Origin of the sequence: Rhodococcus sp. (in: high G+C Gram-positive bacteria), assembly GCF_049286785.1 — a bacterium.
In the GTDB taxonomy this organism is placed as follows: Bacteria; Actinomycetota; Actinomycetes; order Mycobacteriales; family Mycobacteriaceae; genus Rhodococcus_F.
In genome coordinates, this window is record NZ_JBAQEO010000669.1 from 1 (window position 1) to 5806 (window position 5806).

Sequence of the window (5806 nt, forward strand, 5' to 3'; positions counted from 1 at the left end):
TTAAGAAGTACTCACAGGGACGAAACGCCGCTGGCTCCGGCGCAGGAACGGCTGTGGCTGCTCGACCGGATGAACCCCGGCTCCGCCGACTACGTGGTGCCGTTCGCCGTCGACCTCGACGGCCCCGTCGACGTGGACGCACTCACCGCCGCCGTCCGGGACGTGATCTCCCGGCATGAGCCGCTGCGCACCGTGTTCCGCGAGACCGACACCGGCGTGGTGCAAACCCCGTCCGAGCCGGCCCTCGACCTCAACCCGCTGATTGTCGACGAGGACGGCCTGGAACAGGCGATCACGGCGCTCACCAGCACGGGTTTCGATCTCACCAGCGCCCCACCGGTGCGGGTGCAACTCCTGCACTGCGCCGGCCGCTGGACCGTGGTGGTGGCCGCCCATCACATCGTGCTCGACGGGATGTCCCTCGCCCCGCTCACCCGTGACCTGCTCACCGCCTACCGCGCCCGCCGCGACGGCCACGCCCCCGACTGGGCCGAGCTGCCCGTCCGCTACGGCGACTACGCGCGCTGGCAGCGGCAGATCGTGGCCGACAGTTCCGACCTCACGTACTGGCAGAGCGCCCTCGACGGACTGCCCGAGCTGCTGCCGCTACCCACCGACCGCCCCCGCACCACACCGGCAACCACCGCCGCCCACGTTCCGTTCACCGTGGACGAATCGGTGCACCGCGGTATCAGCGATCTGGCCCGCCGCGCCGGCGCCACCCCGTTCATGGTGGTGCACAGCGCCCTCGCCGCCACGCTGTCGGTACTCAGCGGCACCTCCGACATCGCCATCGGCACACCCGTCTCCGGCCGCACCGATCCGATGCTCGACCACCTCGTCGGCATGTTCGTCGGCACCGTCGTTCTGCGCACTCGGGTGGATCCGAACCGGTCGTTCACCGACCTGCTCGCCGCCGTCCGAACTGCGGACCTCGCCGCCTACGCGCACGCCGATCAGCCGTTCGAGCGAGTGGTCGACGCCGTGTCGCCGGCCCGGTCCACCACACACCACCCGCTGTTCCAGGTGCTGCTGGCGTACCAGAGCGGCATCGACACCGAGCTCACGTTCGACAACCTCACCGTCCGAAGCCGCAACCTCACCAGCGCCGTCAGCCGCTACGACCTCGAGGTGCAGCTGCGCGCGCACCACTCGGGTCTGGACGGGGTGATCTCGTACCCCACCGAGCTGTTCGACCACACCACCATCACTCGCTGGGCCGCACTGTTCCAGACCGTGTTGACAGCGGCCGTGACCGAACCGTCCACGGCGATCGGTGATCTGGACCTTCTGGAGCCGTCCGAGCGCGCGCTCGTCCCCGCGGTGGGCGGTGACTCCGCGCCGGAGGTGATGTTCCCCGATCTGTTGGTCGGCTCCACCGGTGTAGCCGTGTGCTGCGGCGACACCGAACTCACCTACCGCGAACTGGATCAGCGCGCGAACCGGCTGGCCCGCAGACTCATCGCGCTCGGTCTCGGACCCGAGGACACCGTGGCCCTGCTGCTGCCGCGGTCCGTGGACTCCGTGACGGCGGTGTGGGCGGTGGCCCGCAGCGGCGCCGCCCCCCTGCCGATGGACCCGGCGTACCCGGCCGACCGAATCATCGCCACCCTCACCGCCGCCGGGGTGCGCGCCGTGATCGCGCACGATCCGCAGCAGGTGCCCGCCGGCATCACCTGGGTGGATGTGGCCGATTCCGAGGGGGATTCGGCACCGATTGCCGACAGCGAACGCGTCCGACCCCTGCACGTGGATCATCCCGCGTACGTGATCTACACGTCCGGATCCACCGGCGAACCCAAGGGTGTGGTGGTGACGCATCGCGGGCTCGCGAACCACGCCGTCGAGGCCCGGGCCCGGTACCGGGTGGGTCCCGACTCGCGCATCCTGCACACCGCCGCCCCCAGCTTCGACGGAGCTATTCACGACATCCTGGTGGCCGCGGTCGGCGACGCGGTGCTGGTGATTCCGCCGCCCGACGTGGTGGGCGGTGACGAGTTGACCGACGTGCTGCGCCGAGAACGCATCACCCACTGGACCACCACTCCCGCCGTCCCCGCCCTCGGCGACCCGGACGGGCTGGACTCGCTCGAACTGCTCGCCGTGGCCGGAGACGTGTGCCCGCCGGAACTGCTCGCGCGCTGGGGTGGGGACCGGACGGTCCTGAACCTGTACGGCCCCACCGAATTCACCATCTGGGTCACCGCCAGCCGCGCGTTGCAGTCCGGTGACCCGATCACCATCGGCCGTCCCATCCGCGGCGCGTCCGCGATGGTCCTCGACGGGCGGCTGCGGCCCGTGCCGGTGGGCGTGATCGGTGAGCTGTACCTGGCGGGCCCGGCGCTCGCGAGGGGGTACCTGGGTGCTCCCGCGCTCACAGCGGAACGGTTCATCGCGAATCCGCACGGATACGGTCGTATGTATCGAACCGGGGACCTGGTGCGCTGGACCGCCGACCACGACCTCGACTTCGTGGGCCGCGCCGACAGCCAGATCAAGATCCGCGGCTTCCGGGTGGAACTCGGCGAGATCGACACGGTGCTGGGATCGGCGCCGGGCGTCGACAGCGCGGTCACGATGCTGCGCGACGGGATTCTGACGTCGTACGTGAGTGGCCCGGCGGATCCGGCGACCGTGCTCGACTTCGCTGCCGGCCGGCTCCCGCGCTACATGGTGCCCACCACCGTGGTCGTCCTCGACGCGCTGCCGCTCACAGTCAACGGCAAGGTGGACCGCGCCGCCCTGCCAGCACCCCAACTTCCGCCGTCCACCCGCCCGCCGCGCACCCCCGTCGAGCACCTGGTCGCCGACGCCGTGGCCGAGATCCTCGGCGTCACCGACGTGGGCGCCGACGCCGATTTCTTTGCCCTGGGCGGAAACTCGCTGTCGGCTACCCGGGTGGTGTCGCGGCTGGCGGCCGTATCCGGACTGCGGATCGGCGTGCGCGACCTGTTCGACCGCCCCACCGTCGCCGCACTCGCCGCGCTGATCGAGCAGGGCGGCGACCAGCGTCCGCCGCTCGTCGCCGAGCACAACGATCAGCCCGCACCCCTCGCCTACGCGCAGCAGCGGCTGTGGTTGCTGAACCGCGTGGACCCCGAATCGCCCGCGTACAACGTGGCGTTCGCCGTCGAATTCGACGGGAACCTGGACGCCCTGGCCCTGACCGCGGCGCTGACCGATGTGATCGAACGCCATGCCGTGCTGCGTACCGTCTTCCCCGACACGGAGTCGGGTCCGGTCCAGCAGGTGCTACCGGCGTCTGTCGAGTTCGTCGTCGGGGACGATCTGGCGGTTCGCGGATTCGACCTCACCACCGAGGCGCCGCTGCGGCTGGCGCTGTCCGAGGAGGCGCCGGGCCGGCACACCCTCACCGTGGTGCTGCACCACATCGCCGTCGACGGGCTGTCGTTCGGGCCGCTGATCCGGGACTTCGCGATCGCCTACGAGGCGCGGACGTCCGGGCACGCCCCCGACTGGACGCCGCTGCCCATCCACTACACCGACTTCGCGCGATGGCAGCGCCGCGTCCTCGGCGACGCCGCCGACCCGCGCAGCCGGATGCGACGCGAACTCGACTACTGGACCTCCGCGCTCGACGGCCTGCCCGCCCTGCTGCCGCTGCCCACAGACCGGCCGCGACCCGGCACCGACCGACTCACGGCGCGGCAGGTGCCGTTCCGGGTACCGGCCGAACTGCAGGGTGAACTGGAAAGCATTGCCCGACAGCAGAACTCGACCCCGTTCATGCTGCTGCATGCCGCGCTGGCCGTGCTGCTCTCGAAGCTGACCGGTGCCCAGGACCTCGCGATCGGAACACCGACGTCGGGGCGGACCGATCCCGCACTCGACGACGTGGTCGGCATGTTCGTCGGCACCGTCGCCCTGCGCAGTCGCATCGACCCGCGCGCCGGCTTCGACGAACTGCTCGCGTCCGTCCGGGAAACCGACCTCGCCGCATTCGCGCACGCGGAGGTGCCGTTCGAACTCGTCGTCGACGCGGTGGCCCCGGCCCGATCCACCGGGCACCACCCGCTGTTCCAGGTGATGCTGGCGTACGACAATTTCGACTCCGTCCCGGACGTCACGCTGTCGGGGATGAACGTGCGGGGCCGGGAAGTGGGCACCGGAACCAGCCGCTTCGACCTCGAAATCTCGGTACGCGAGCAGGACGGCGGACTCGACGGCGTGTTCGTCTATCCCGCAGAGCTGTTCGACGCCGCCACCGTCGAGGCGTGGGCCGGGCGGCTGCTGCGGGTGCTGCGGGCCGTGGTGGCCGACGTGCATGTGCCGGTCGGCGCCATCGACGTGCTCAGCGAGTCCGAACGGGCGGCACACGTGGCCGGTGTTATTCCGGCAGCGTCGTCGTCGGCAGTGTCGTCGCTGGCGGAACTGTTCGAGCAGCGGGCCGTCGAGCAGCCCGACGCGGCGGCGGTGACGTTCGGCGATATCACGTTGACGTACCGCGAACTCGAACGCCGCTCCGCCGAGGTGGCCGCGCACCTGCAGGCGTCCGGGGTGGCTGCCGAAGACCTGGTGGCGATCGTGCTGCCGCGCTCGATCGACCTGATCGTCGCCATCCTCGCGGTGACCCGCGCCGGCGCAGCATATGTGCCCATCGACGTCGACTATCCGGCCGAACGCATCCGCTACCTGCTCGATGACGCGAAGCCGGCCCTGGTCCTCTCCGCCCTCCCCGCTGTGAGTACTTCTCCACCGCGGAGTGTTAATAAGTACTCACGGGTGGGGAGTGCGTACGTCATCTACACATCCGGGTCCACGGGGGAGCCGAAGGGCGTGCTGGTCACCCACGCCAATGTGCTGTCGCTGCTGGCCAACACCCGCGACGAGTTCGGCTTCGGCCCCGGCGACGTGTGGACCATGTTCCACTCACACGCCTTCGACTTCTCCGTCTGGGAAATGTGGGGCGCCCTCACCACCGGCGGACGACTCGTGCTGGTCGACCACTACCTGGCCCGCTCACCCCGCGAATTCGCCGACCTGCTGGTCGACGAGGGCGTCACCGTCCTCAACCAGACGCCGTCCGCGTTCGGGCAACTGGCCGAGCACCTCGACTCGTCGTCGCTGCGACTGCTCATCTTCGGCGGCGAGGCACTCGACCCCGCACCGGTGGCGACATGGCTCACCCATCACCCGAATGTGCGCGCAGTCAACATGTTCGGCATCACCGAGACCACCGTCCACGTCACCCGACACGACCTGCGGCCGGGAGAGACGCGCCGCTCGATCGGACGCGCCCTGCCCGGACTGCGTACGTACGTATTGGACGCATCGCTACAGCCGGTGCCGACAGGAACCGCCGGCGAACTGTACGTGTCGGGGCCGCAGGTGGCGGCCGGTTACCTGGGCCGGCCCGCGCTCACCGCACAGCGGTTCGTCGCCGACCCGTTCGTCCCCGGTGCCCGCATGTACCGGACGGGGGATCTGGCCCGCTACAGCCGCGACGGCGACCTCGACCACATCGGCCGCGCCGACACCCAGGTGGCCCTGCACGGTTACCGCATCGAGCCCGGCGAGATCGAGGCGACACTGCTACGCCGACCCGACGTGGAACGCGCCGCCGTGATGGTGCGCGGAACCAGCGCCATTGGCGACCGGCTGGTGGCGTACGTGGTGAGCACCGCCGGGCCGCGGGAACTGTCGGCCTACCTGCGGACGATGCTGCCCGAGTACCTCGTCCCGAACGTCGTGGTGCCCGTCGAGGCCTTCACGCTCACCGCCAACGGCAAGCTCGATCGCGACGCCCTGCCCGAACCGGCCGTGGTGGTGCACGATGTGCACGCAC

Annotated in this window: 1 protein-coding gene; it reads left to right on the forward strand. The window is 70.4% G+C overall.

Translation table 11 applies throughout. The features are described 5' to 3' along the window. Positions 1-5806, forward strand: a 5806-nt coding sequence (locus WAW17_RS24085) for an amino acid adenylation domain-containing protein (protein WP_422335411.1), incomplete at both ends; no start/stop codon positions are given.